This window comes from Myroides sp. LoEW2-1 (genome assembly GCF_009767705.1).
In the GTDB taxonomy this organism is placed as follows: domain Bacteria; phylum Bacteroidota; class Bacteroidia; order Flavobacteriales; family Flavobacteriaceae; genus Flavobacterium; species Flavobacterium album_A.
In genome coordinates, this window is sequence record NZ_WSPP01000059.1 from 13,343 (window position 1) to 40,087 (window position 26,745).

At 33.5% G+C, this 26,745-nt stretch carries 22 protein-coding genes; 6 read left to right on the forward strand and 16 right to left on the reverse strand.

Translation table 11 applies throughout. From position 1 onward, the window contains the following. From GOQ24_RS04420 to GOQ24_RS04435, 4 genes are all read right to left on the reverse strand, one after another. A complete protein-coding gene (locus GOQ24_RS04420) occupies nucleotides 1-513 on the reverse strand; it encodes a hypothetical protein (protein WP_160339187.1) in 513 nt (170 codons plus the stop codon). 200 nt (nucleotides 514-713) lie between these two features. Continuing rightward, nucleotides 714-1,064 (reverse strand): winged helix-turn-helix transcriptional regulator, encoded by a 351-nt coding sequence (locus GOQ24_RS04425; protein WP_160339188.1) that lies wholly within the window; start codon nucleotides 1,062-1,064, stop codon nucleotides 714-716. A 657-nt stretch (nucleotides 1,065-1,721) separates the two neighbouring features. After that, nucleotides 1,722-2,216, reverse strand: coding sequence for a hypothetical protein (locus GOQ24_RS04430; RefSeq protein ID WP_160339189.1), 495 nt, complete (start codon nucleotides 2,214-2,216; stop codon nucleotides 1,722-1,724). Nucleotides 2,217-2,237: 21 nt separating this feature from the next. Beyond that, nucleotides 2,238-2,855, reverse strand: coding sequence for a DUF4240 domain-containing protein (locus tag GOQ24_RS04435; RefSeq protein ID WP_160339190.1), 618 nt, complete (start codon nucleotides 2,853-2,855; stop codon nucleotides 2,238-2,240). Between the two features lie 415 nt (nucleotides 2,856-3,270). On the opposite strand from GOQ24_RS04435, the gene folE reads away from it, so the two are divergent. The 4 genes from folE to lgt all read left to right on the forward strand — a co-directional run bounded on the left by folE (nucleotide 3,271) and on the right by lgt (nucleotide 6,772). After that, nucleotides 3,271-3,942 carry a GTP cyclohydrolase I FolE gene (folE, locus tag GOQ24_RS04440; protein ID WP_155091447.1) on the forward strand — a complete coding sequence of 224 codons (672 nt, stop codon included), beginning with the start codon at nucleotides 3,271-3,273 and terminating at the stop codon, nucleotides 3,940-3,942. A gap of 25 nt (nucleotides 3,943-3,967) precedes the next feature. After that, entirely contained in the window at nucleotides 3,968-5,446 is a 1,479-nt protein-coding gene (gene cysS, locus GOQ24_RS04445) for a cysteine--tRNA ligase (protein ID WP_160339191.1), read from the forward strand. Between the two features lie 56 nt (nucleotides 5,447-5,502). Next, on the forward strand, nucleotides 5,503-5,727 hold the full coding sequence (gene yidD / locus GOQ24_RS04450; RefSeq protein WP_155091445.1) for a membrane protein insertion efficiency factor YidD: 225 nt from the start codon (nucleotides 5,503-5,505) through the stop codon (nucleotides 5,725-5,727). Nucleotides 5,728-5,842: 115 nt separating this feature from the next. After that, nucleotides 5,843-6,772, forward strand: coding sequence for a prolipoprotein diacylglyceryl transferase (gene lgt / locus GOQ24_RS04455; RefSeq protein ID WP_160339192.1), 930 nt, complete (start codon nucleotides 5,843-5,845; stop codon nucleotides 6,770-6,772). A 41-nt stretch (nucleotides 6,773-6,813) separates the two neighbouring features. On the opposite strand, the gene GOQ24_RS04460 is transcribed toward lgt, so the two are convergent. Both GOQ24_RS04460 and GOQ24_RS04465 read right to left on the reverse strand, forming a co-directional pair. Further along, nucleotides 6,814-7,002, reverse strand: coding sequence for a DUF4177 domain-containing protein (locus GOQ24_RS04460; RefSeq protein ID WP_155091443.1), 189 nt, complete (start codon nucleotides 7,000-7,002; stop codon nucleotides 6,814-6,816). A 62-nt stretch (nucleotides 7,003-7,064) separates the two neighbouring features. Then, on the reverse strand, nucleotides 7,065-7,619 hold the full coding sequence (locus GOQ24_RS04465; RefSeq protein ID WP_160339193.1) for a hypothetical protein: 555 nt from the start codon (nucleotides 7,617-7,619) through the stop codon (nucleotides 7,065-7,067). A 112-nt stretch (nucleotides 7,620-7,731) separates the two neighbouring features. Between GOQ24_RS04465 and GOQ24_RS04470 the strand changes: the two genes are divergently transcribed. Then, the gene (locus GOQ24_RS04470; protein WP_160339194.1) at nucleotides 7,732-9,867 is read left to right on the forward strand and encodes a class I SAM-dependent methyltransferase; all 2,136 of its coding nucleotides are present in this window, start codon (nucleotides 7,732-7,734) and stop codon (nucleotides 9,865-9,867) included. A gap of 623 nt (nucleotides 9,868-10,490) precedes the next feature. Here the strand turns inward: GOQ24_RS04470 and secDF are convergent. From secDF to GOQ24_RS04510, 8 genes are all read right to left on the reverse strand, one after another. After that, nucleotides 10,491-13,484 carry a protein translocase subunit SecDF gene (gene secDF, locus GOQ24_RS04475; RefSeq protein ID WP_155091440.1) on the reverse strand — a complete coding sequence of 998 codons (2,994 nt, stop codon included), beginning with the start codon at nucleotides 13,482-13,484 and terminating at the stop codon, nucleotides 10,491-10,493. A gap of 137 nt (nucleotides 13,485-13,621) precedes the next feature. Then, entirely contained in the window at nucleotides 13,622-14,557 is a 936-nt protein-coding gene (gene mdh / locus GOQ24_RS04480; RefSeq protein ID WP_155091439.1) for a malate dehydrogenase, read from the reverse strand. A gap of 73 nt (nucleotides 14,558-14,630) precedes the next feature. Beyond that, the gene (gene gyrB / locus GOQ24_RS04485) at nucleotides 14,631-16,571 is read right to left on the reverse strand and encodes a DNA topoisomerase (ATP-hydrolyzing) subunit B (protein ID WP_155091438.1); all 1,941 of its coding nucleotides are present in this window, start codon (nucleotides 16,569-16,571) and stop codon (nucleotides 14,631-14,633) included. 787 nt (nucleotides 16,572-17,358) lie between these two features. Further along, on the reverse strand, nucleotides 17,359-17,808 hold the full coding sequence (locus tag GOQ24_RS04490) for a hypothetical protein (protein ID WP_155091437.1): 450 nt from the start codon (nucleotides 17,806-17,808) through the stop codon (nucleotides 17,359-17,361). A 159-nt stretch (nucleotides 17,809-17,967) separates the two neighbouring features. Next, entirely contained in the window at nucleotides 17,968-19,737 is a 1,770-nt protein-coding gene (locus tag GOQ24_RS04495) for a TonB-dependent receptor (RefSeq protein WP_155091436.1), read from the reverse strand. Between the two features lie 22 nt (nucleotides 19,738-19,759). Further along, the gene (locus GOQ24_RS04500; RefSeq protein ID WP_160339195.1) at nucleotides 19,760-22,786 is read right to left on the reverse strand and encodes a tetratricopeptide repeat protein; all 3,027 of its coding nucleotides are present in this window, start codon (nucleotides 22,784-22,786) and stop codon (nucleotides 19,760-19,762) included. Nucleotides 22,787-22,892: 106 nt separating this feature from the next. After that, nucleotides 22,893-23,591: an LrgB family protein gene (locus GOQ24_RS04505; RefSeq protein ID WP_155091434.1), complete on the reverse strand. Its 699-nt coding sequence runs from the start codon at nucleotides 23,589-23,591 to the stop codon at nucleotides 22,893-22,895. Continuing rightward, entirely contained in the window at nucleotides 23,588-23,932 is a 345-nt protein-coding gene (locus GOQ24_RS04510; RefSeq protein WP_155091433.1) for a CidA/LrgA family protein, read from the reverse strand. Before GOQ24_RS04510 ends, GOQ24_RS04505 begins: the two co-directional genes overlap by 4 nt. 372 nt (nucleotides 23,933-24,304) lie before the next feature. On the opposite strand from GOQ24_RS04510, the gene GOQ24_RS04515 reads away from it, so the two are divergent. After that, the gene (locus GOQ24_RS04515) at nucleotides 24,305-24,988 is read left to right on the forward strand and encodes a cell division ATP-binding protein FtsE (protein ID WP_155091432.1); all 684 of its coding nucleotides are present in this window, start codon (nucleotides 24,305-24,307) and stop codon (nucleotides 24,986-24,988) included. A 39-nt stretch (nucleotides 24,989-25,027) separates the two neighbouring features. Here GOQ24_RS04515 and GOQ24_RS04520 read toward each other — a convergent pair whose 3' ends face one another. Continuing rightward, the gene (locus tag GOQ24_RS04520; RefSeq protein WP_160339196.1) at nucleotides 25,028-25,552 is read right to left on the reverse strand and encodes a class IV adenylate cyclase; all 525 of its coding nucleotides are present in this window, start codon (nucleotides 25,550-25,552) and stop codon (nucleotides 25,028-25,030) included. Between the two features lie 89 nt (nucleotides 25,553-25,641). Further along, complete coding sequence (locus tag GOQ24_RS04525) at nucleotides 25,642-26,589, reverse strand: Dyp-type peroxidase (RefSeq protein WP_160339197.1); 948 nt, start codon at nucleotides 26,587-26,589, stop codon at nucleotides 25,642-25,644. Nucleotides 26,590-26,745 lie beyond the last annotated feature (156 nt).

A 26,745-nucleotide genomic window follows, 5' to 3' on the forward strand; every position in this document is an offset into this window, starting at 1 on the left:
CTACTCGCCTATTAATTTTCGTACAATTTCCTGAATACTGTACTCAAAGTAATTTCCATGCTTATCTCTATTTCGAAGAAATAAAGCGTAGTCATATCGCTCAAAATTAAGCTTTAACCACTTGTGGTAATACTCATCTAAATACAATCCAAATTCTTGTTCGAAAGTCAAGACTTCTTCTTGTCCTAATAGATCTTCAAAAGTCTTTATTCTAGTAATTACTTGCGTCAATTCTTCTTGGCTAACATGTTTTACTATAAGTGGATCTGGTAAAGCAATACGGAAAGCAAGAACCTCCATTTCTTCCTCCTCCCACCATTCACTCAAATTGTATTGAGAGAGGTCTTTTTGGGTTAGTTCTGATAAGTACTCCTTTACTTTCCCATAAATAATGCCATGCTTATCATCATACTCATTAATATACTGGGAGTAGTCTCGTATAGATTTTAGCACTTGAGCATAATGCTTTTGTGCAATATTCATTTGTGGCAATATTTCTTCTCTCAATTCCATTTAAACTCATTAATTGCTATCATTCTATTTTCCTAATTACTGTAATTCGTCTTGTTTTTAAGTATATTTCACAAAAGGACCTCTAAAATATGGTATAAAAAATCCATTTGTAATAACCTTCTAAATCTTTAAATAAGAATAACCCTAAGAACGGTACTTAGTTGTTTAATATTTAGTTTAAAACAGCATTTAAAACCTTGTTACTCTGCATTCTTGAGTAAATGCTTATTGTGTTTGTCGCTCCAAAGTTGTAATTGCTTCAAAATATAGACTATTTCTACGCCACGTGGTGTTAACTCATACTCTATCTTGAGATTTGTCTCAGGAACGATCTTCCTGCCTATTACCCCCAATTGTTCAAGCTCATTTAATTGATTAGACAAGATCCTTTTACTTATTTTAGGAGTAATACTTCTATGTAATTCTAATGTGCCGGCAGGAACCAATTCAAGTTCTAATAAAATTGCAGCATTCCAACTTTTGGCTAAAATATCCAAGGGCAAACGAACACCACAAACATCATAAATCTGCTTTGATTTTGCTGAAAACATATCAATTTCTTTAACATACAAAGATACTATATTCTATCTCATTTTGTGAATAATATACTACCGAAATAACTCTATTTGTTATTCTAAAAGTAACTTATTGTATTTAATTTGGAATAGGTTTCAATTTTAAATGAACTTTTAGCAATGGTAAAAGGGAAAGCTTTAAGAATTAAACTATTCATTTTTACAAGTGATTGTCCTCATATAATTCTGACTGATTATCTTTTTTACAAAAAAGGAGGCTATTTTGGTCGCACTTCCTTAGGGGTTTCTTGGGGGTTGGTAGCAGTTTGCTTGCTAAAACACCCCTTTTTGGCAGTAAAACTACAAGAATAGTGCAAGAAACCCCCAAGAAAGACCAAGGGAAGCAGTATCATATCATTTGTTTAATAAGTTTGGAATTTGCCTAACACACTAAAGCAAAATAATACGTAGTTGTATGAATAGAATATTCTCGTTATACCTTTCAATATTAGAATCAAACTACTTCGCATAATGAGTAAGAACACATGCAAAAGGCAATCTTGTTTATTCTAATTAACTAATCTTTTTCATATCCTCTGACTTGAGATATCGAGTAAAAAAAAGCGCACCTGAAACAAATTCAGAATGCGCTTTTGTAGGTAATTAAAGCTAAGTTATCTTTAAGTCGTGTTGTTAAAAATCTGTAGCTTCGTTATAATGACTAAATGTCTTTGCTGTATAGGCATCTATAGAAAAATCAGCAGCAGTAGCTGACAAGTAAAAGAATGTTCCCAAGTCCATGCCCATATCGATGTGTACTTCACTTATAGGTAGGCTATTGGATTCCCATAGCAAGTCGTGAAAGATATACCCTATACGAGAAGTATGTTTGTTAAAAACAATAGGATCTCCGTTCAAACCACTTCCTATAATGAAATATCCCTTCTTGTATAATTCTTGATTGTGTATTGCTAAATTCTCTGTTCGAAAGCTGTTAGCAGTATGAAAGTAATTGCTATTAAAGTCAAGTTCTTGTCTAAAGGAATACTTTCTCATAAACTCTGCAAAGTCTAAAGAAAGGTGTTCTTTCATGAATTGATAATTCAACTCTGTTAATTTGATAATAGCTATATCTTCTTGATCAAAAGTTTGCTTCATAGCATCGATAAACAAATCTTCTCCAAACATACGCGTAGGCATTAGGATTACTTATTCGCTTCTTAATTCTCCAATTTCTCTAACTAATTCTGGATAGTGTTTTTGAAGTTCCTTACCTGAATAAGGCTCACGAACCCAGTCACTCTCAGCTAAATCATAATGTTCTATTTCAGGATATAGTAAATCAGTTGCATCTCGAATTACTAAAGAGTCTTCCTGGTCATATTTCACTTCATACGCTGTCTCACTGACATACAACAGTCCTTCTGCACTTGTATCCCCAATATCGCAGGAGTAGTCACCACTGATAAAAGATTCTATATTCTGAACTATATCATAGAAAAATTCTTTTCCCTGTAAGATTAGCCAACAGCGAAAATAGATAAAATCATCTGTTGAAATATAGCCTTCAAAATCGTAAACCTCTTTTTTTATTTCAAAAAAATTGTTCAGAATAATATAAAAATCAGCTATTTCCACTTTGTTTAACTGATTGATTTTCTCCCTCAATACTTTCTCAAATAGAATAAAATCGTCTTTCTCATATTGAGATAAAACGGTAACTATTTGATCTATATGTTCATCAGTATCGAAAGGTTCCTCATTTTGACTTTGATTACCTTGTCTGATAATATCCCAAAAAAAGGCTTCATCTAAACGTATATTCATATACAGTTATTTTCACTTAGTAAGTAGATAAGCTATTCTTTTCAAAGATTTGCTTATCCCTTAAACAAATTTAGAACTAATACTTTTGTATAACAATAGTGATTGTTAAAGAGTTTTTTGTTATTTTAATAGAGAAAAGCTAAGTGCCAATTTACAATTAGTTAATCTTTTTATAGAAATTCAATGAATACAGGATGATCTACTCTTATTTTTATTTGGATATAATACAGTTACTTTCAAACAGATAACACTTTAAACCTACTGCTATCACAATTAAAAACTACGTCCTATAATTCAAAGGAATAACAACCACTGTACTTTCACTTATATTTTATAAATACTCCCCTACCTTGGTCTATATTTATTACTTATATTTGTAGCGATTAAAAACAATATGTATTAAAAATAAGCATAAATGAACACAGACGAAAATTTTCACGACGAAATGGGAGATAACCACATTGCTTCAAGTGATGCTACACCATTAAGAAGTGATGCGTTTGACCGCACAGATGACGAAAAAATAGAAATTATAAAAAAAGATGTAGAGAACATTTTAAACACTTTAGGTTTAGACTTAACTGATGACAGTTTAAAGGGGACACCTAACCGTGTGGCTAAGATGTTTGTAAAAGAAATATTTGGAGGGTTAAACCCAGCAAAGAAACCAAGTTCTTCTACATTTGACAATAAATATAAATACAACGAAATGTTAGTTGAAAAGAACATCGTTGTATATTCTACTTGTGAGCACCACTTACTTCCTATCGTAGGACGTGCACACGTGGCTTACATCTCTAATGGAACAGTAGTTGGTTTGTCTAAAATGAACAGAATTGTAGATTACTTTGCTAAAAGACCACAAGTACAAGAACGCTTAACTATTCAAATCGTTAATGAACTGAAAAAGGTTCTTAATACAGAAGATGTTGCATGTGTGATTGATGCAAAACACTTATGTGTAAACTCTCGTGGTATCCGCGATATCGAAAGTAGTACAGTTACTGCTGAATTTGGTGGACGTTTTCAAGAAGAAAGTGTACGCAAGGAATTTTTAGATTACATCAAATTAGAAACTAAATTCTAATTACAACATAGATATTATTTTAAATATGGCATTATATCAAGAACAACAATTAAAAGTGTACAACTCCTTATCTGGAGAAAAAGAAGTTTTCACACCTATCCATGATGGAAAAGTAGGTATGTATGTATGTGGACCTACTGTTTACAATTATGTACATCTTGGGAACTGTCGTACTTTTATTTCTTTTGACTTGGTGTATCGCTATTTAAAGCACTTGGGATATCAAGTACGCTACGTTAGAAACATTACCGATGTAGGACATATGGTTGACGATGTAGACGAAGGAGAAGATAAAATCGCTAAAAGAGCTCGTATTGAACAAATCGAGCCTATGGAAATTGTGCAAAAGTATACCTTAAACTTTCACAACATCCTTAAGCAGTTTAACAATTTGCCTCCAAGTATTGAGCCTACAGCTACAGGACACATTATTGAACAAATAAACATTATTCAAGAAATCATCAACAATGGTTTTGCTTATGAAGTTAATGGTTCTGTTTACTTCGATGTCGAAAAGTATAATAACTCCTATAACTACGGTGTTTTAAGTGGACGTAAGATCGAAGATATGTTATCTAATACAAGAGAATTAGACGGACAATCTGACAAAAAGAATCCTTTGGACTTTGCCTTATGGAAAAATGCTGAACCACAACACATTATGCGTTGGCCTTCTCCATGGGGAGATGGTTTTCCTGGTTGGCACCTTGAATGTACGGCAATGAGTACAAAGTACTTAGGTAAGCACTTTGACATTCACGGGGGTGGAATGGATTTAAAATTTCCTCACCACGAATGTGAGATTGCACAAAATGAAGCCTCTACAGGTAACTCACCTGTTAACTATTGGATGCATGCTAATATGCTTACTCTAAATGGTAAGAAAATGGCTAAATCTACTGGAAATAATATCTTGCCAAACGAATTGTTCTCAGGAGAAAATAGCATCCTAAGTAAAGGGTTTTCACCAGCTGTGACAAGATTCTTTATTTTACAAGCTCATTATAGAAGTATTTTAGATTTTTCAGATGATGCTATTTTAGCCTCTGAAAGAGGTTACTTCAGATTAATGGAAGCAATTAAATCGCTAAAAGATTTAAAGACTTCAAGTAATTCTTCTGTAGATATTGCCAAGTGGAAGCAATCTTGCTATGATGCAATGAACGATGATTTTAATAGCCCAATTTTAATTGCAAACTTATTCGAGGCAGTTAAGATGATCAACTTAATCAAAGACAATAAGGAAACTATTTCAGTTTCTGATTTACAAGAACTAATTACAAGTTTGAATGGTTTTGTATATGATGTCTTAGGTTTAGAAGATAGTCAAGCAACTACTGTTGATAACGGAAAACTTGAAGGGGTAGTCAATATGTTAATCGGCATGCGAAACGAAGCTCGTGCTAATAAAGATTTTGCAATGTCTGATCACATTAGAGATGAACTTGCCAAATTGGGTATTGAACTTAAAGATGGTAAAGAAGGCACTACATTTACATTTTAATAATATAATAAAAGCTATAAGATAACCTTCTTATAGCTTTTTATTCTTACAGACTTATGCTTAAAAAGATTCTGATATTTCCTTTTATTGTGCTTGTGCGATTTTATCAAGTCGCAATATCTCCTCTATTTCCCCCTGCTTGCAGGTATAGTCCTACTTGCTCACAATATACTTTAGAAGCTTTAAAGAAACACGGTTTATTTAAAGGAGGATGGTTGGCTATTAAGCGTATTTTGAGTTGTGGCCCTTGGGGAGGTAAAGGATATGATCCTGTCCCTTAAGTTGACTACTCAGCCTTATTAAACAAACTTAATGATGAATGCACTTAAACTGCAATCTCTTTTTTAAAAGTAAAGATAAATTCATACTTTTAACTTTTAACTCTACACTGTATTTATGATACACTCACTAAATATGATATGGAATCCTTCAGAAGGATTTGACTTAGGTTTTATTAAACTGCGCTATTACAGCTTGATGTTTGTTGTAGCTTTTGGTTTAGGTTGGTTCTTGATGAAAAAGATCTATGATCGCGAAGGAGAATCAGTTGAAAAACTCGACAAGCTTTTTATTTACACAGTATTAGCTACTTTAGTTGGAGCTCGATTAGGGCATGTATTCTTCTATGATTGGGATTACTACAAAGACCACCTTTTTGAGATTATCTCCCCTGTGCGCTTTTCTCCTAAGTTTGAAATCGTTGGATTTAGTGGACTTGCCAGTCATGGGGCAGCAATAGCTATTATTTTAGTTATGTATTATTACAGTAAGAAAATTGTAAAGAAACCTATCCTTTGGATATTAGATAGAATCGTTATACCTGTTACCAGTGGAGGAGTATTTGTTCGCTTAGGTAACTTTTTCAACTCTGAAATTGTCGGGCATGAAACAACAAGCGCTATGGGTATTCGCTTTCTAAGAGATCGCTTTTCACCAAATGAAATCAGACAAATCACTGGGATAAATGATTACAACCAAGCTTATCATGCAGTTGCTACAGATCCTCGTTTTGCTGAAGTATTAGCCAAAGTAGTACCTAAACATCCTACTCAATTGTACGAAGCATTTGGATATGTGATTGTCTTTATCATAATTTACTATATGTACTGGAAGACAGATGCTCGTAAAAACTTAGGTTTAATATTTGGTGTCTTTTTAGTTCTATTATGGACAGTAAGATTTATAGTAGAGTTTGTCAAAGGTAGCCAAGGAGGCTTTGAAGATACTTTAGGATTGCTATCAACAGGACAATGGCTTAGTATTCCGTTTATCCTTGTAGGAATTTACCTGTGGATAACGGCTAAAAATAGAGTTTATACATCATAAAATAAAAGCAGAGCTAATCAATCAAGATTAGCTCTCTCTATTTATATTTCTCTCTTGAAAGTATAATAGATTCTTTGTGTAGTACTCCCAGTAATACAAGGGGCTGCAGATACAAGTTCCCAACCTTGACTTCCTAAATCATTTAATATCCTATCTGCTTCTTCTATTTTCATTTTGGCAAAGAATCCATTGGTTAGAATTTCAATTGTTTTGTATTCAAATCTTTTCATAAGACAATATTATTAATTGTTAGTTCTAAGATAATCCTTTTTTATATACTTAGCCACTTACGCTATGATTTCACTGCCGTTGGATTTGCTTGTAATAGAAAATTATAAAAGCTTATAAAGTCTTTATTCCACAAGCGAATGTTAGGGATAAACTTATAGGTTATTATCCCCCCTGCCTCACTTATAGAAATACTCCAAACGGATGTGTTGGCAATCTTAGTACTTGTGCGCTTCAGCTGCACAATTGAATCTAAAGGATAGTTTACTTTACCGCTGTTTGGATACACGATAGATAGATTTTGGGAATTAAAGTACAATTCAATATTGCTTACTGCGCTTTTAAACAAAAGTGCTTTAGAGGAAATCTTCTTGTATCCTCTTAGATTTACAGAGTCCGAAAGCATAGGTATATGAGATGGATGACTATAAAGAGTATTGTTATATTGCTTTTTATCTTTTAAAATTTGATAAGTAATCAAACTGCCTAATAATAACGTTATCAGTGACAAAACGATAATTAACACTTTGGAAGATATTGGCAAGACAAACACAAGCAGCATTAAGAGAATTGCATATCCCACAACAGGCATAAGAATTATTCTAATTATATTTTTCATTCTACTTTATTTCGCAATTAAGACAAATCGCCTCCACCCTATTTAATGTAAATTTTCGTTGCCTTTTATAGCATTAAATCACTACTTTTCATCAGGCAAAATATACATCAGAATGGATATCAAATATACTACTCAGGATAGAGGTAATAAAAAAGATTATCAACAATATTTACAAGCAATGGATGCTATTTCCATTGAAAAGGTTGCGTCTGCAAGTGTTTTCTTTCAACCTAAGGATGGGAATACTATAGTAGATGTTGGAATGGCCTCAGGAACCAGTACGGCAATCCTTGCTCAACTATTCCCTAACCAACATATTATTGGAGTCGATATAAACCCTAAGATGGTCGAAATTGCAAATGATTTATATACAATGCCCAATCTTACGTTCAAAGAAGATGATGGAGAAAAACTATTGACATTTGAAGAAAATACAATTAGTGGCTTTTTTAATTGCTCTGCTATTCATCACATCACTTCTTACAATGATTATGATTCTAATAGAGCTTTGAGCACCCTTAAAAGACAAGTAGATTTACTGAAAGAGAACGGTATACTTGTCATCCGTGACTTTGTAAAGGTAGAACAAAAAGAGGTTGTAGTAGAGCTTTCTACCCTGGATAAAAAAGATAGACCAAACGATGCAGATCTCTTTATTCAATTTAGTAAAACTGCAAGATCTTTAGCGACTGAACAAGGGTTTCCAATAGCGGAATTACCTTCTTTAAGAACCAATACCAAACGCTTTCAAGCTTATTATACTGATGTAGTAGAGTTTGTCCGCCGAAAAGATTACTATGCCAACTGGAATATTGAATTACAAGAGGAATATGGTTATTATACACAAAGTGACTTTGAGACGATCTTTAAAGAATTAGGCTTGCGTATTATTGTATCTGCTCCAATTTATAATCAATGGATCATTAACAATCGTTATAAAGGAGAATTTACAATCTATGACTTAAATGGCAATGATATAGGCTTTCCTCCAACTAACTACCTAATTGCTGGTGAAAAAGTGGTTCAAGGAAAAGACATTCAACTCGTTCGCCACCTACCAAAAGCTCAAGTACCTTTTCTCAAACATTCGTCTTTTATCAATAAGAATACAAAGCAAATTTACGATGTCGTAGAACGTCCCAATAGTGTTATTGACATTATTCCATATCGAAATACAAACGAAGGTTTAAAGATTATTGCAAAGCATGGATACCCACGTCCTCTTGCCAATTTAAACACAGACTCGCCCATTATAGATTGTAAACACTACAGCGGTTATATTACAGAGGGAATTGCCCTTGGAGAAAGTAATGACTTATGTGCCGAATTACAAAGGAGATTTAAGATACAAGCTAATGAGACAATGTTCACTAATTCTCTATCCTATTATACTTCACCAGGAGGGATAAATGAAAGAGTAAAGGCCTTGTTCTTACCACTTGAAAAGACAATAAAACAGAACCTACCTTTAGATGGAAGTATCACAGGATTTAAAGATTCTGGTTTCTTACACGAATATGACGCAGCCCAACTATTAAGTACCGCTCAGACTGGAGCTCTAGTAGAGGCTAGATTAGAGTTAAATATTTACAATTTATTCTTTAACTTAAAAATGGCTTTACCTAAGTGGTTAGGTCTTAAACCAACTATAACAACGACAACAGAACTAAAAATTACTAATATTCATGATTTATTAAGTATAAATACTCAAGTATATGAAAACAGTTTAGAAAATGCTGAATTTATGCGTTCGAGTAGAGCTTATTTTAGCGAAACAAAACAAATGCACAGTAATACAATACTTGAATATGTATATCCGAGAACTTATAGCTGCAATACAGTGGTAACCATACCTGTAGTTAAGAAAGAAGATCAAGTTTATATAGGTTTAGAAAGAAGGGATTTACCTGTGCCTCAATCCTTTTCTGGTAATAGTTCAATAGTTACTGTTCCTGCGTTTCGCTTAAACAAGAATATAGCTCATTTTAATCAATTAGAACAGTATCTCTCAAGTTTAAAGATCGAAGGTTGCCAAGTAACACATTACTCAAAGCTTGGTGAAAAATACTTTCCAAGTATAGGTATCACACCTGAGCAGGCATACCCATATTTGGTTCACTTAGATAAGCCAAGTGAACAGCTATACTGGGTTAGTTTAGATGAACTACTAAAAAATATTCAAAAGATTCAAGATGCTCATTTGCTTATCGCCATTTTTAGATTAAATCACTGTATCAAAAATCAGTAATATAAAAGTTCCCATTAACTCTTTATGTCAATGGGAACAAACTTAGTTTTTATATTAAGTATATTGATTAAAATTGAATATACATCCTTTTCGATTGTTTTCATTAATTATACTAAAGCTTGATCCAATAGCATTTGAGATTTAATTCTTCAAATAAATCATTGACCTTATATTGTTGTAAAATGCTCTTATTGTCAAGTCTCCATTGTGTAATAAAGTCATTACTACTTTTGTCCCTTGACTATCTATATGCTATCAACAATACTTTTTAAAGTAAATCAATCAATAATCTCTGTACTAACCTGTTTACTTTCATTTAAGTAAATGTATACTACCATAGCAAATGCTACTAAGTTGCATAGCTATTCTAATCAACAAGCGATTCTATTGGATCTAATACAGAAATAATATATGTATGGCTAAATACATATGGCAAACTCATCTAAACCTTTCTATTAATAAGCAATGAAGTCATAGCTATACTATTTTCTTATATCACATAGAAACTGTTTGACTTGTCGAGAAGATTATCAAACTTCTATATCAAAGTTTCTTGATAATTCAATTAATAACAAAAGCCACTCATTACTGAGTGGCTTTTATATATTATAAGTCAAAAAAGATTAAGCTTGCTCAGCAGCTAATTCTTCTTGAGCTTCTTTGTGTCTCTTTTCAATTTCTTCTTTATCCTTACGAGGCATTGTATCAACTAATACAGGAGTTGCTAAGAATAATGATGAATAAGTACCTACAACGATACCAATCAACATAGCGAAAACAAATCCTCTAATTGAATCTCCACCAAAGATAAACATAATCAATAATACCATGATTAATGTTACAGAAGTATTGATTGTTCTTGATAATGTTGTATTTACAGAGTCATTAACAATCTTATTGAAATCTCCTTTAGTTTTACCTGCAATATATTCACGTACACGGTCAAATACAATAACAGTATCATTCATTGAGTAACCAATTACAGTTAATATAGCTGCAATAAAGTGTTGGTCAATCTCCATGTGCCAAGGCATAATCTTATAAGTTAAAGAGTAAATACCCAATACGAAAATAACATCGTGCGCTACAGAAATAATTGCTCCAAGTGAGTATTGCCATTTTTTGAATGAGATAGCAAGGTAAATAAAGATTGCAATCATAGATCCAATAACAGCCCAGTACGCATTTTGTTTTACGTCTTTTGCCATACTCGGTCCGATTTTAGAAGCTTGAATAACCCCTAAACTCTTACCTTCACCAGTGTTTACAAATTGATCATAAGTTAACTCCTCTTTATAGAAAGGTTTTAGTCCTTCATATAACTTCTCGTTTACTTCTTTATCAACTGCAGCACCTTCTTCTTCTACTCTATATTTGGTAGTAATCTTAAGTTGTTCTTTGTTACCAAACACCTTCGCTTCCACATTCACACCAAATACTTGACCTAACTTATCACCTACTTCAGTAGCTGCAACAGGTTGATCAAAACGCACTTGGAAAGTTCTACCTCCTACAAAGTCAGTTCCTTCATCAAATCCATTAGTAAAGAATGATACAAAAGAAACAATTACAATCACTGCTGATAGTCCATAAGTAGCTTTCTTCAATTTCAAGAAATCAAAATGGAAATTAGTGAACCAGTTTTTAGTAATACTTGTACAGAAAGCTAAAGTTCTTCCTTTTATTACATCTCTATCCATAAAGATACGAGCAATAAAAATAGATGTGAACAAAGATGTAGCAATACCGATTAATAAAGTAGTTGCGAATCCTTTGATAGGTCCATCACCAAAAGCAAATAAAATAACCCCTGTTAAAATATGTGTAACGTTAGCATCAACGATAGGACGCATTGCTCCATGCCAGCTATATGATTCTTTGATTGTCTCTGAAAGATTCATTCCCTTGCGTAGACATTCTTTTGCACGTTCAGAGATAATAATGTTTGCATCCACCGCAGTACCCATTGTCAATACAATACCTGCAATACCAGGTAGAGTTAATACAGCACCTAAGCTTGCTAAAACACCAAATAAGATTAACAAGTTAGCTAATAAAGCAATGTTTGCATACCATCCAGCTCTTCCGTAGTAGAATGCCATCCAAGCTGCTACAATAATTAAACCAGCTACAGCAGATAACATACCAGCATCAATAGCTTCTTGTCCAAGTGATGGTCCTACAACTTCCGACTGAACTATATCAGCACCAGCAGGTAGTTTACCAGCTCTTAAAATATTAGCTAAATCTTTTGCATCAGCAATTGTAAAATCTCCTGAGATAGATGATCTTCCACCTGAGATAGGTCCTGAAGTAACACCTGGAGCAGAATACACAACGTTATCTAATACAATTGCAATTTGAGATCCCTCTCTATAAGCTTTACCTGTTAAGTCTTCCCAGATTTTTGCACCTTTTGGACTCATTTGCATTCCCACAACTGATTTACCAAACTGATCAAATTCATCTTGAGCACCAGTAACAACACTACCACTTAATGGTGGAATACCATCGCGATTAGTTTTTAAAGCGTACAATTCAACTACACCTTCGTTTTTCTTTGCAGGTTTACCCCACACAAAACGAGCGTATTTCTGATCTGCTGGCAATAAATTACGAACATCTTGACGCTTTAACAATGCATTTACCTTTACAGTATCTCTTGCTTGGAAATAAGCTAAGATTGGTCCCTCTGGATTACCTTCTCCTAACATTAAGTCAAGGATTGGTCCTCTTGAAACTGGTTCAGCTGCAATACTATCATTGTTAGCAGCACCTAAAATAGCTTCTAATTCAGATTTTTCAGAAGTTGTATTATCTACTACCTCTTGTTTTTTAGTATCAACTTTTTTCTCTGTTGACTCTAAATATGCGTTAGCAGAATATAGGAATCCTCTAATCTCTTTGTTTTTGAAAGTTTCCCAAAATTCTAATTGAGCAGTACTTTGCAATAAGTTCTTAATACGATCAATGTCCTTAGCTCCTGGTAATTCTACTAAGATACGCCCAGAAGTACCCAACAATTGAATAGTAGGTTGACTTACTCCAAACTTGTCAATACGCTCTCTAAAAACTCGATAAGCACTCTCGACAGACTCAGCAACCTTTTTTTCTAAAATTGTTTTTACTTGGCTATCAGACATATCTACTGTTATTTCGCTAAGATTTCTATTAGCGAAGATGTCTGAAGAAGCTAATTTTACTGTTCCATTAGACGCTTTATCGAAAGCTTGAAAGAAACCATCTAAATATGTTTGGTTTCCTTGTCTCATAGACTCAGCATCAGCTAATGCCTTATTAAAAACAGCATTTTTTGAGTTATTAGATAAACCTTTCAAGATATCTTTAATAGAAATCTGTAAAGTCACACTAATTCCTCCTTCTAAGTCCAAACCTTTATTGATTTGCTTAGCTCTTACTTCATTAAATGTCTGTCCTAAAAATACCGTTTGATTACCAATAGAATCTAAGTATTGAAACTCTTTATTAGAGTCTCCTCCAGCAAAAGCCTTAGCCTTATCTTCATAATGGTTGGTAACAAAGGTGAATGAAAGTTGGTAAATACTTACCAATGCAAATATTATTGCAAAAAATTTAACGAGTCCTTTGTTCTGCATTATTATTAAAAATTAATTATTTATTATTTTAAAAACGAGCAAATATAAAATATGCATAATACTTAACCAATATTTCCTTGAAGAATATCAGTAAAAAACAGTCGCAAAGTATTACTTTATTTTAACATTTCAGCTTATTAACCCAAAAAATTTGTTAATCCTTTATTCGTTTCTAATATCGCTTCTACACTTGCATTGAATTTTGCCTTTTCAGCATCGTTCAAATTGAATTCCACTATGCTTTCAATTCCATTTTTTCCAAGGATACATGGAACCCCAATAAACAAATCTTTTACTCCATATTCTCCTTGAAGAAAAGCTGAACATGGAACCATCTTTTTTCTATCGTTTAAAATGCAATCTACTATATATGAAACAGATGCTCCTGGTGCATACCATGCTGAAGTACCAAGTAGTTTAGTCAAAGTTGCTCCACCTACCATAGTTTGTTTTGCCACTTCTTCTAAGTCCTGTTCCGATGCAAATTCACTAAAAGGAACTCCTTTATAAGTTGCAAATCGCGTAAGTGGAATCATAGTTGTATCACCATGCCCACCGATAACTAAACCTTCAACATCAGCCATAGGTTTTTGGAATTTTTGACTCAAGAAATATCTAAAACGAGAAGAATCCAATGCTCCACCCATTCCAATAATTCTGTTTTTAGGTAAACCTGTAATTTTTAAAGCTGCTAAAGCCATTGTATCTAATGGATTAGTTACAATTACAAATATGGCATCTTTAGAGAATTTTAAAGCACTTTCAATAACTGTTTTAACAATAGCTGCATTTGTTCCGATTAACTCCTCTCTTGTCATGCCTGGTTTACGTGGTATTCCAGAAGTTACAACAACAACGTTGCTATTTGCCGTTTTTGAATAATCATTTGTAGAACCACTTACAACAGTATCAAATCCTGAAGTAGCAGCACATTGCATAATATCCATCGCTTTACCTTCGGCATAGCCTTCAACGATATCTACTAAGACAACTTCACTTGCAATTCCTCTATTTGCAATAACTTCTGCACAGGTTGCCCCAACATTTCCTGCGCCAATGATAGAAACTTTCATACTTATATCTTTGATTTATGTTATTAAAAAAAGGTCATTACAAATATGCATGACCTTTATTTTTTATTATATGTTAAACATCAATTTTAGCATAAGTAGCATTTTTTTCAATAAACTCTCTACGAGGCGGAACTTCATCCCCCATTAGCATCGAGAATACTCTATCTGCTTCTTGCATACTATCAATTGTAACTTTTCTTAAAATACGGTGTTCTGGGTTCATTGTAGTTTCCCACAATTGCTCAGCATTCATTTCCCCAAGACCTTTATAGCGTTGTACTGAAGATCCACTACCCATTTGTTCAATCAAGCTAAGGCGTTCTTCTTCTGTCCATGCGTAATCTTTCTTCTGACCTTTCTTAACCATATACAGCGGAGGAGTTGCAATATAAACGTGACCGTTCTCTATTAAACCTCTCATATATCTAAAGAAGAAAGTCAAGATAAGCGTTGCGATGTGGCTACCGTCCACATCGGCATCACACATGATTACTACCTTGTGATAACGCAATTTCTCTAAATTCAATGCCTTACTATCTTCTTCTGTTCCGATTGTAACACCAAGGGCAGTAAAGATATTCTTAATCTCTTCGTTCTCAAAAACCTTATGTCCCATTGCTTTCTCAACATTAAGAATCTTACCTCTTAATGGCAATATAGCTTGGAAGTTTCTATCTCTACCTTGTTTAGCAGTTCCCCCCGCAGAGTCTCCCTCCACAAGGAATACTTCACATTTAGTTGGATCTTGTTCAGAACAATCAGATAGTTTACCAGGTAAGCCTCCTCCAGTCATCACAGTCTTGCGTTGAACCATCTCACGTGCTTTCTTAGCTGCATGACGAGCTTGAGCGGCAAGGATTACTTTTTGAACAATTATCTTTGCATCATTAGGGTTTTCTTCTAAGTAACTCTCTAACATTTCTGCTACAGCCTGACTTACTGGAGAAACAACTTCTCTATTACCTAACTTAGTTTTAGTTTGTCCTTCAAATTGAGGCTCCATTACTTTTACAGAAATTATAGCTGTCAGTCCTTCACGGAAATCATCTCCTGTAATCTCGAACTTTAATTTTTCAAGCATACCAGAAGCATCAGCATATTTCTTTAAAGTACGAGTAAGTCCCATACGGAAACCTTGTAAGTGAGTACCTCCCTCATGTGTATTAATATTATTCACATATGAATAAATATTTTCCGCATAAGTATCGTTGTAGATCAAGGCAACTTCAACAGGAACATCTCCTTTATCAAGTTCCATTGAGATAACGTCTCCAATAATTGGCACGCGGTTCCCATCTAAGAATTTGATAAACTCTTTTAAACCTTCTTTAGAGAAGAAAGTTTCTCCCTTATCACTGCCATCTTCTAATTTCTCTCTTGCATCTGTCAAGGTAATTGTCAATCCTTTATTTAAGAATGCTAATTCTCTTAAACGACCTGCTAAAGTTTCATATGAATACTCTGTAATTTGAGTAAAAATAGTTGTATCAGGTTTAAAAGTAACTTTAGTCCCTCTTTGGTCAGTTTCTCCTATTACTTTTACAGGGAATAACGCTTTACCTTTTGAATACTCTTGTTCATAGATCTTTCCATCTCTGTAAACCGTAGCGCGCAATAAATCTGATAATGCGTTAACACACGATACACCTACACCGTGTAAACCTCCTGAAACTTTATAAGAATCTTTATCAAATTTACCTCCTGCTCCGATCTTAGTCATTACTACTTCAAGTGCAGATACTCCCTCTTTTTTGTGAATATCTACTGGAATACCACGACCGTTGTCTTCTACAGTTATAGAGTTATCCTCATTAATTGTAACTTTAATAGTATCACAATACCCTGCTAAAGCCTCATCTATTGAGTTATCTACTACTTCATAAACCAAATGATGAAGACCTCTTACTCCTACATCACCAATATACATCGAAGGACGCATCCTTACGTGTTCCATTCCCTCAAGAGCTTGTATGCTATCTGCTGAATAATTATTCTTATTTGTTTCTTGGCTCATAATTTTTTTCTAAAATAAGTAACGTACAAATATAAACTAATTCAAAGACTTTATCAAGATTAACCTACCCTTATTAATCCCAAATTGCAATCTTTTCACAGTTTTTCTTTCAATTGATATATAAAAACAAATATGAAGATAAAGAGTTTTTTCTAAATCACACCTTCTTCTACAAATTGGATTGAAATACTTCTTTACTTCGACTCTTTTGAAGCTTCTATATTGGTTTTATAGAGTGTTGCAGAATTGTGACATGAACTGCATATTCCTTTCTATTTTTATTTGAGATATAAAATTAAAAAATACACATGATATAGTATTGATTCAATAGTTCTTAAATTAGGGGAAGTTATGGCATGAAATATTAACTATTCAACAGTTCTCTATTTTGAGTTTGAGATAGCTTATTTCAGAAGAATTTGGAAGCTTTATTGGCAATGAGCCCAATTGAATTATACGTTACAACTGATTTAATGTTAACTCACTATAGTAAACTTTGAATAATAGCCTTTATGATCCATATATAAGGCAATTACAAAAATAAAATAGTTACTAACGATATTGCAACTGAGATTCATTTTGCAGCCTATTTATGTCGTCGTTTTTCTTTCTCACATTGCTACAGAAACCCACATCAGATACTTTTATTTTATTATTACCCATCGAAAACGAACTCATATAGACTAATACCTCATAAGTTTCTGCTTAAACTTTTCCTATAACAGAAAAAAAAGAAAGCGCGAAAAGAAAACTTCTCGCGCTTATCAAATATATAATTATGGTAATCTTACTCTAAGTAATTCACTTTAAATTCACAATTGTTGAAAATAAAAGTCTCATTTAGCTTTCTTCCCAATAGTTCTTTAGCAATAGGTGCATCAACAGAAATTGCTAAAACAGATTGATCGTCAATAAGAATCTTTGGCAAAGCTGCTGAAAAAAATAAGGTTACAGAATTAATTTTAACAACACTTCCAAACTCCACTTTCTCACTCACTTTGTTCTCATCTATTTTAGAAATAACTTCTAACATTGATAAGTTTTCCTGTATTTTCTTACTTATATTTTCTTGTTCGATGTGTAGCATCGCCAAGGTTGTTTCATGTTTATCTCCAGCAGAACTTTTAGCATCATTCTGAGCGCCATTTGACATATCTTCCACAATCCCTTTGAAAGCATTAATCTTATCTTCCAACCGCTCAATACAAATTGATTTAAGTTTTTTCTTTAGCGTCATTATTCAAATTTTAGTGTCCTCCCTTACAAGGAATATGATTATTGTTGTTTGAGTCGCAAAAGTAAGTCTTTCTATGAATGAAAAAAATAATTATGCGCAGTTTTATTGCCTATTTTAAAGTAAATAGTAAAATTTTAAACTTTATTTAAGCTTTTTTTCTCAAAAATCAAACTTGTAGATTGCACCACCCATAACTTGGAATCCTTGAACTTGAAAATTATCCCATTTGTCGTATTTATCGTTCAAAATATTATTGGCTTTGACAAAAGCTGTCCAATTCTTTGTTATGCGGTAACCCACACTTAAATTCAAATCAACATATCCTTCTAATTCTCTTACTTGCTGCATTTGAATTGCTTCCATATCTCCGACGATATTCGCATCGATATCCGAGATAGAAAATGCATCATATCGCTTACCTACATAATATAAGTCAACATTTGCATACCACTGTGGATCGAAAGCTACATCAACATTAGCTCCAAACTTCATCTTTGGGAGATTCCACGGCTTTATGCCATTTGTATCATAGTTGTTCCACTGTCCATAAGCCCCAATAGAAGTCTCTTGACTAAACTCGTACTTTAATTCACCAAAAAGACTGAAAGTCTTTACCTTTTGAGCTTCTGTCATAAATGAATTACCTAAGCCATAGGCAACTTTAGCCGTATTTGTTGAATAAGGCGTATGAACAAAAAGCAATTTATCAGATTCGTTCTTATAAGATCCTTTGACATTATAAGATATATTGTGATCTAATTTTCCTCTTAAACCTACGTATATATCGTATTTTTTATCTGTTGGTGTAATTAATAAATCTGGTGCAACGAAAGGATTTACTCCCACTAATTCCTTAAATGAGTTCTGCTGTAGTCCACCTTCTATACCTGCATACGTAATTAAGAGATCTTTGACCAAGTTATACGATCCTTTAATCTGTGGATAAACGTAAAACTTGTTATCTGAACTATTATTTACTTTACCATCATTATAGTAAATACCTAAACCAACTTGTAAAAAGTAATTTTCATCTTTAAAGATTACGTTAGGTTCAAAACCAATATTGAAATGTGTGTTTTTATTGGTTTCCCCTGTGTTAAATCGATCTTTAAACTCTGTACTCACATAGTCTAACACTACACCTAATTGAGCATGCGATAAGTAGCCAATTCTGGTTTGAATATTGGGTTTAATGGAAAATCTATTTTCTACAGAAGAAAAATCATCCCAAAATCTATCGTACTTAACTTCTACATTCTTAAAAGGTGAATTGTCAAATTCTAAATTCGCATTGACAAATATATCCTTATAACGCTGTCTTTCTTTTATCCCTGTAACATCTCCTCGGTTGAAAGCAACTTCTTCTGTTGGTAAACCATACCAATTACTCATTTGATAGCTTCCTCCTAATTCAGTATTCCAAGCAAACCCTTTAAGCTGACCGCCATAAAAAGCGCTTACACTTGTCTTCGAAAAAGCATCATCTAACAACAAATCCTTTATTCCTCCTTGTGAAGAAACGTGTTTTGCAAAACCTGCTATATAACTTGTTTTGTCAAGTTTATAACTCAAGAACACTTCTCCTGTTAAGTTAGAGTAGTTTCCAAATGAACCTAATGCGTAGTTATTATAGGCCTTTAAAGGACTTGTTTTTTCTACTTCAGCTACTTCTCCTTTTTCAGGGACAAACGTAGATTCAACTGGATAAGAGTTAATCGTATAGATGACATTTTTCTTTTGCATATCACCTTCCTGTTTTGCTTCGGGTAAATCTTTCACCTTTGAGGCATCAGACACAGTAGCGTCGTAGTTTCTAACTACATTAACTACTTCTGTTCCCAAATCCTGCTTCTTCTGATCTTGTGCCTGCACCACTGTTGAGCATAGAATTACAGATGCTGCGGCTATATATATATTTCTATTTTTCATTGTTGACTTTCTTTAGCAAAAATTAGTTAGCAATTGAAGAATTGTGTTTTGCTTCTTCTTGTTTGATTAGATTTAACTCTTGTAAAGCTTCTGCTTTAACATCAGCATAATCACCAAAGTTTTTCACTACGCTTTCTAAGATATAGGTTGCTTGGTAGCTATCATTCAAGGCGTAGAAGTTCTTAGCCATTAACAACAAACCTTTTGCTCCGTAATACTTGTATGATGAGTAGTCTTTGGCTAACTTTTGTACTACTTCATTAGATGCCTCATATTTTGCGTCTTTATTTTTAAAATATGCATCATAATACATAGCTTCAGCTGCTACTTCTCCTTTTGCTTGTTTTAAGACATCTTGATAAGCAGTCCTAGCTTTATCTTCATTTGCTGTGGCAAAAGCTGTACGTGCAATAATTAGTTTTGCATCACTGCTTACTCTGGCATCTAATGCTCCTTTTTGCAACACTTTTTCAGCATTGGCCAAAGCTTTGCTATACTCTTTTTGATTATAGTATACTTTCATCAAATTAGACAATGCAAATATTTTGTTTTGTTCTTGAACGGCTTCTTTGTCTAACTGCAATAATTTTTCTATTGATTTTGCTTGATCTTTTCGTTTAAGGTAAATCTCTGATGTTCTAACCAAAGCAAGTTCGGAGTACTCACTTTTTCCAAACTTCAACAAGTTTTCGTAATGTGCCACAGCTTTATCCTCGTTCTTTTGCTCTAAGTACATTTGCGCCAAGTAATAATGTGCTTGGAGTGCTTTTTGTCCATTAGGATAGTTTTTTAGATAACTTTCATAACCGCGGATAGCTTCCTGTTTGTTGTTTTGGATAAATTGTCTTTCTGCTGACTCAAAAGTGTCGCTATCTAACTCTGATTCACTTACAGAGATAAAGTCAAGCCCTTTTACCCAAGCTGCATATTGGTCAACTTGCCCTTTGTCTACATAAACTAAGCGAGCATTTTGAACCGCCTCGACCGCCTCTGGCGTATTGGGAGCACTTGATACAACTTGTTTAAACTTAGACAATGCTATATCTGCTTTGCCTTGACTATAATAGATCAACCCTTGACGCAACATCGCTCTACTTTTGAAAATGGAAGAAGGGAAATCTAAAATTAATTTATCATAAGCTTGTAAAGCTTTTTCTTTTTGATTCAATACATCATAACCAACTCCAAGTTCATACTGTGCTTTATCTGCTAAAGTTGACAAAGGGTGATCTTTGACAAAAGCCAATAAATCATCTACCTTCTTCTGTGTACGATCGACAAAACCATACGATATCGCTTTTTGAAACTTAGCATACTCTATATCTTGTTGATTGGCATCAATGACAACATTATATGCGTCCATTGCTGGCCAATATTTACCTAATACAAAATTGCAATCCCCGATGCGTAAATAAGCATCATATTTACGAGTAGCATCAATAGAAGATTGAGAAACAAATGAATTGAAGAACGAAATTGCACTCTGATATTCCTTTATCTTAAAATAAGTATATCCAATATTGTAATCCACGTTTTTAAATTCTTCTACACTTGAGGCTCCTTGACTATTTTTAAAATCATCGTAAGCGTCAATGGCTTGATTAAACTTATCAAGAGCGAACATAGACTCTGCTTTCCAGTACAATGCCTTTGCAGTAACCTTAAAGTCCTGGTCTTCACTACTGGCACGACTAAACAACTCCAAAGCTTGAGTATAATCGCTATTTGAAAATAACTCTAAACCTCTATATAGCAACACTTTTTGATATACTTCTGCATTGCCTTTTGAATGGCTATTCTCCAATATATTCAAAGCATCTTTATAGTTCTTGGATGTTATATAAGAATCAATCAATAGACCCTCTATTTCCTCTTTATGCGGTGAATTTGGATATTTCAACATAAAAGAGTTTAAAACAGACGGAGCACTTTCAAAGGCGTTTCCAATTTCATAACTCAACTTGGCATAATTCAGAAATGCATCCTCCTGAATATCCTTATTAAAGCTCATTTCAGAGGCATTCTTAAAGGCATTCAGAGCTTGGGTTTTCTTGTGCGTATGTAGGTAACTTTCACCCAAGTGATAATAAGCATTCTGAGCTACAGGGTCGTTCCCCGAAATAATTTTATTAAACTGCTCTATTGCTTTTTCGTAATCCTTTTGTTTGTAGTAAGTATATCCCAGTTGGTAGTAATCTGTATTACTCCACTTACCTTCTTTACCTTTGTATTCTACAAGATAAGGCAAAGCTTTTTCAAATTGTCCAACATTGAAAAAACTCTCTCCTACCATTTTTTGTAGCTCAGATTTTTCTGATTCTTCTTCTGTCTTTTCTATTTGAGCAAGACCTTCCGAAATAGCTTTCTCAAAATTTCCTGACTTGAAGTTCATATCTGCACGATAATACCCAATGCGGTCTTGGTACTTAGACTTATCTCCTACCATTTCGAATAGCTTTTCAGCGTCTTCCACATTGTTCGAGTCATACGCCATATAACCTAAATAATAAGCAGCTTGATCTCCCCACTCATTACCAGGTCTAACTTGTCTCAAGGCGCGTTTAGCCTCTTTGACATTCTTGACATAAAAGAAAGAATATCCCTTTTGGAAGTTAAATTTATCTTCATTCAAGGCACCTACATAAGAAGGTTTCTTAATCTTAGTAGCATAGTGTAGCGCTTTTCGGTAATCCCCTTTATTGAAATAATAATCAGTCACATCAAGATAAGCTTGATGTTGTTTAGCACTGGTAGGATATTTACTTACAAAGTCATCTATTTTTTGTTCTGCATTGCTTTGATTTAATCGAATCGCACAATTGGCGATATAATAAGCACAATCTGCCTCAATTTCAGTATTCAAGGCTTGTTGTGAAGTTTTTACTTTTTGAAATAAAAGTTGAGCGGCTAAATATTGCTCCTCATTGTATAAATTAACAGCATGCTTAAACTCAGTAAATTCATTTGTATATCTTTGTGTTTGTTGAGCATTTGCTGTAACAGCTCCAAGAGCTAAAGCCAAATATGCTAATCTAATATTTTTGCGCATTTGAGTCTGTTTTATTTATTGCCAAATATATCTATTATAGTAATTAAAACATATTTTTCGGCAATATATTGCGCCATTTATCACTATTAACAAAAAGTTTTTCTCATTAAAGATATGAATCTAACCAAGTTAGAATAATTGGAGCTAAAAAAGCAGTCAAAATACCATTAAAAATCATTCCAACACTGGCAAAAGCACCGTACTTATTACTAATTTCCATTGCTTTCATTGTTCCTAACGCATGAGAGGAGGTTCCCATGGCAATTCCCTGGGACATAGGATTACTAATACGCGACATATTGAGAAACTTAAAGCCTATCATACTTCCAAAAATACCAGCGATCATTACAGATGCGGCAGTAATAGAAGGAATACCATTCACTGTGTTTGAAATTTCTAAAGCAATGGGAGTACTTACAGATTTTGGAGCCAATGACAAAATAATTTCCTTATCAGCACCAGTCCATTTTGCGAGAAAAACAACAGATACTACTCCGACAATGCAGCCTAATAACTGACTACATAAAATAGCAAATAATTGTTTTTTAATCTTGTCCCATTGAAGATAAAGAGGAACGGCAAGAGCCACAATAGAGGGCTTCAAAAAAAAGTCTATATAATGTCCTGCAATACTATACTTTTCGTAAGGTATTTTTAAGATCAGTAAATAACAGATCAAAATAGTAGTCGATAAAATAATAGGATTGAAAACAATCCACTTTTTTTTACTTGTCAAAAAAATACCTAAGCTATAAAAAGCCAAAGTTAAAAACAGTAAAAATGTTGGGTCTGTAAGAAATTTCATCTTTTTCTTCTTAAAAATTGGTGACTTAATCCAGTGACAAAAATAACAAGAGCTGTACTGACAAGTGTAGCTATGATAATCGGGATAATAGATTCGCTTAAAATGCCAAAGTAGTTGAGCATCGCTACACAAGGAGGTACAAAGAATATTCCCATATTTTTAATTAGAAAATCTGTAAACCCACTGATGGACTCGACCTTAACCCATCCAATTTTTAAAAGAGTCCACAATAAGATTAGGCCTATGATACTTGAAGGTAATTTGATACCTGTAAGATAGATAAGTAGTTCACCGAATGCGAGACAGCCTATGATAATCGCAACCTGTTTTATTAAGTTCATTTTTCAAATTAATTTGTTACAAAATTACTAAACAATAACAACTCAAGAACTCATTTTTCGATTTAATTCATTTTTTTAACACTTTAGAATCTTCATATTACTCCATATTAGAAAGTGATTTCTTATTGATTTGATAACCTCTAATTAACACACAGGTAATATTATAAGCATACTTTTACAGTATTAAATAAGTAAATAAAGTCTATAAGAATAAACCCATTTTATTATTGTTTTTGGTTAGTTGAGAAAGCACTTTCAGAGAAAGTGTTTTTTTTTATTGTATTATTCTTATAGCCTATTGCAATTCTTTTTTCTTAGTTATTATGTAAAAAACATTTAACTTGCTATTTTTACACAAAATTAGATGTGATTATGGCTCGTACAGTATTATCCTTACAGGGTGTAGATATATTTCAAAATAAGCACAAAGTACTATCCAATGTTAACTTACAAGTTAAGCAAGGAGAGTTCATTTATATTATTGGTAAGACCGGAGCTGGAAAAAGTAGTTTTATGAAAACGCTTTATGCTGACTTACCTTTAACAGAAGGCCATGGAACTATTGTTGAATATGATTTAAGACAATTAAGAGAAAAAGATATTCCCTACTTACGACGTTCGTTAGGAATTGTATTTCAAGACTTCAAATTACTTCCAGATAGAACAGTATATGGAAATTTACACTTTGCCCTAAAGGCAACAGGGTGGACAGAGAAAGAGGCTATTGACCGCAAAATTGAAGAAGTACTTGACAAAGTAGGTATGCGTACGCATATACAAAAGATGCCTCATCAATTATCTGGAGGAGAACAACAGAGAATAGCTATAGCACGTGCACTTTTAAATGATCCTGATTTAATCCTTGCCGATGAACCTACTGGTAATTTAGATCCACAAACCAGTGTAGAAGTAATGGAGCTACTCAAGGAGATCAATGCTAATGGCAAGACAATCATAATGGTAACTCACGATTATGCTCTACTGTTAAAGTATCCCTATAAAACACTGAAATGCGATGATGGAACACTATTCGAAGTAGTATATAAAACAACATAAAAACAACAAAGGCTTTAGTAATCTAAAGCCTTTGTTATTTTATTGTAATTGTAATGATAGAACTAAATCACTATAGGATTGCTCTATTAAATCTGCTTGAGTTAATTTAAAAAGATTAAAAAAGTAATCACATTGTTTTTGGAGTTCTTCCACTGTTTTATTATTTTCTTCACTACAAGCTTCTACTTCAACAAAGCATCCTAAATGATCAACCTGGTCAAAGTGAATACTGACATTGTCAACCTTGTAGATTTTCCTCACTTTTGACACGCGTACTTTAACGCCAAACTGTAGTTCTAATATTGCCGCTAAAGCTTGATTGGGCGCATGCTGATAATAGATTACATCAGATTGCTTTACTCCTTTGGTATTCTCTCTATTATAGTAGATTAAAGAACTAAAATCCCCATACTCGCGTAACTTTACTCTTCCTTTCGGAACATCATAATAGGTGTCAACCTGCTTGTATGATCCCTCTAACTTAATATTAGACAACTCAGCAATAGCTATAAGCCTATCTAAATTTTCTACTTTGGCTTTAAATTCAATATTCTTTACTTCCATAAATACTTTTGTTCAGATAGGCAATTTAAGGACGAAAAAACAATTATAATATTTTTAATTTTAGTTTAATTCTATTAGACTATGGCGCATTAATCAGCTGAATAATCACCGAGCATATCCAAGGTTGGTACAAAGTACAATGAGCCAGAAACAGCTGTACTAAAATCCAATAAACGATCATAATTACCTACAGGATCCCCAATGAACATATTCTCCAACATCTTCTCAGTAGTACTAAATCTATTGGCATAAGAAATAAAATAGGTTCCAATTTCTCCCTTAGAGGCATTTCCAAATGGCAAATTATCACGAATAATCTTTAACTCATTACCATCTTCATCTTCAATATTAGTTAATGCTGTATGTGAATTACTTGGCTTAATGTCATCTGGCATCTCGATGTCTGACATTTTATATCTACCTATCACTCTCTCTTGCTCTTCTACCGAGGTACTATTCCAACTTTTCATATTGTGCAAGTATTTTTGCACAAACAGGTAACTACCACCTTGGTAGAGATCAGACTCCTCTCCCACCATAGCATAGTGTTCTCTGTCTTGTCCTTGTGGATTCTCTGTACCGTCTACAAAGCCAATTACAGAACGACCATCCCAATATCTAAATGCCTGTACTTCGTCTATGCAGTCAGCAATCTCAATCAAGACTTCTGACAAAGCCATAGACATATCAAAACAAGCTCCCATAGTAGTAGAACGCAAGTGAAAATGCAAGTCACCTGGTGTAGAAACAGCTGTGTGCTTTGGTCCTTTAATCTCATTAAATGTTTTTAATTCTAAAGGCATTGGCATTGGCATATCTAACTTTAACCAAGCTTCATACCCAATCCCCATCACACAACTTGTCTCTGTATTTGGCAATCTGGTGCGAAAAGAGTTATTAAAATTCTCAACTAAAGCGCAAACACGCTCAAAACTATGCTTAATATCAATATTATCTTTAAATACCCAAATGCTAAAAATAGTATTTACATTTGGTGAATCTGTAACATTTTGCGGTGTAAAATCTGCTCTTTTCATATTAAAATTTTAGTTATACTAAAGGTAGTGATTTCCTCTATAATAGCGAAGAATACAAGGATTATCAAAGTAATTTAAAATTGATATACACAAACTAAACAAAAGGGACATCGTGATTAGCTAAAATAAATTCAAAAAAAACAATCACTTACAATC

Excerpts from the sequence above, each read along its gene's own strand:
- GOQ24_RS04425 (WP_160339188.1), bottom strand. The coding sequence starts at position 1,064 with ATGTTTTCAGCAAAATCAAAGCAGATTTATGATGTTTGTGGTGTTCGT.
- GOQ24_RS04510 (WP_155091433.1), bottom strand. The coding sequence starts at position 23,932 with ATGAACTTAATAAAACAGGTTGCGATTATCATAGGCTGTCTCGCATTC.
- GOQ24_RS04470 (WP_160339194.1), top strand. The coding sequence starts at position 7,732 with ATGGATATCAAATATACTACTCAGGATAGAGGTAATAAAAAAGATTAT.
- folE (WP_155091447.1), top strand. The coding sequence starts at position 3,271 with ATGAACACAGACGAAAATTTTCACGACGAAATGGGAGATAACCACATT.
- GOQ24_RS04500 (WP_160339195.1), bottom strand. The coding sequence starts at position 22,786 with ATGCGCAAAAATATTAGATTAGCATATTTGGCTTTAGCTCTTGGAGCT.
- GOQ24_RS04525 (WP_160339197.1), bottom strand. The coding sequence starts at position 26,589 with ATGAAAAGAGCAGATTTTACACCGCAAAATGTTACAGATTCACCAAAT.
- mdh (WP_155091439.1), bottom strand. The coding sequence starts at position 14,557 with ATGAAAGTTTCTATCATTGGCGCAGGAAATGTTGGGGCAACCTGTGCA.
- GOQ24_RS04420 (WP_160339187.1), bottom strand. The coding sequence starts at position 513 with ATGGAATTGAGAGAAGAAATATTGCCACAAATGAATATTGCACAAAAG.
- cysS (WP_160339191.1), top strand. The coding sequence starts at position 3,968 with ATGGCATTATATCAAGAACAACAATTAAAAGTGTACAACTCCTTATCT.
- GOQ24_RS04515 (WP_155091432.1), top strand. The coding sequence starts at position 24,305 with ATGGCTCGTACAGTATTATCCTTACAGGGTGTAGATATATTTCAAAAT.
- GOQ24_RS04505 (WP_155091434.1), bottom strand. The coding sequence starts at position 23,591 with ATGAAATTTCTTACAGACCCAACATTTTTACTGTTTTTAACTTTGGCT.
- GOQ24_RS04430 (WP_160339189.1), bottom strand. The coding sequence starts at position 2,216 with ATGTTTGGAGAAGATTTGTTTATCGATGCTATGAAGCAAACTTTTGAT.
- yidD (WP_155091445.1), top strand. The coding sequence starts at position 5,503 with ATGCTTAAAAAGATTCTGATATTTCCTTTTATTGTGCTTGTGCGATTT.
- GOQ24_RS04520 (WP_160339196.1), bottom strand. The coding sequence starts at position 25,552 with ATGGAAGTAAAGAATATTGAATTTAAAGCCAAAGTAGAAAATTTAGAT.
- GOQ24_RS04465 (WP_160339193.1), bottom strand. The coding sequence starts at position 7,619 with ATGAAAAATATAATTAGAATAATTCTTATGCCTGTTGTGGGATATGCA.
- secDF (WP_155091440.1), bottom strand. The coding sequence starts at position 13,484 with ATGCAGAACAAAGGACTCGTTAAATTTTTTGCAATAATATTTGCATTG.
- GOQ24_RS04460 (WP_155091443.1), bottom strand. The coding sequence starts at position 7,002 with ATGAAAAGATTTGAATACAAAACAATTGAAATTCTAACCAATGGATTC.
- lgt (WP_160339192.1), top strand. The coding sequence starts at position 5,843 with ATGATACACTCACTAAATATGATATGGAATCCTTCAGAAGGATTTGAC.
- GOQ24_RS04435 (WP_160339190.1), bottom strand. The coding sequence starts at position 2,855 with ATGAATATACGTTTAGATGAAGCCTTTTTTTGGGATATTATCAGACAA.
- GOQ24_RS04490 (WP_155091437.1), bottom strand. The coding sequence starts at position 17,808 with ATGACGCTAAAGAAAAAACTTAAATCAATTTGTATTGAGCGGTTGGAA.
- GOQ24_RS04495 (WP_155091436.1), bottom strand. The coding sequence starts at position 19,737 with ATGAAAAATAGAAATATATATATAGCCGCAGCATCTGTAATTCTATGC.
- gyrB (WP_155091438.1), bottom strand. The coding sequence starts at position 16,571 with ATGAGCCAAGAAACAAATAAGAATAATTATTCAGCAGATAGCATACAA.